General features: G+C 38.5%; 1 pseudogene. It reads left to right on the top strand.

The window, feature by feature from the left end:
- A pseudogene (locus ASJ81_RS16435) lies at nt 1-312 on the top strand (hypothetical protein); the annotation flags it as partial.

The following is a 312-nucleotide window of genomic DNA, read 5'->3' as shown; positions in this document are numbered from 1 at the left end:
AAGCAGGAAGTTATACTGTTAAACTTACAGTAACAAACGATGAAGGTAGTGACACAGTAACAAGAACAAGTTATATAGTGGTTACAAAGCCGATTGCTGTCTCCTCTAATACTAATGAGGATAACGTTGAGTATGTTGATGAGGACAGTGTTCAGTATATTGATGAGGATAACATTCAATATATTTATGAGGATACAAACGCTCTTGTTGCACAGTTTACCAGCGATGTCACCAAAGGCTCTGGTTCTCTTTGTGTGAAGTTTACTGATACTAGCACAGGAGAGCCGACTAAATGGAAATGGGATTTTGGAG

This window comes from Methanosarcina spelaei, assembly GCF_002287235.1.
Taxonomy (GTDB): domain Archaea; phylum Halobacteriota; class Methanosarcinia; order Methanosarcinales; family Methanosarcinaceae; genus Methanosarcina; species Methanosarcina spelaei.
The sequence above is the reverse complement of the archived record's forward strand: the minus strand, read 5'-3'. Positions and strand labels throughout refer to the sequence as shown.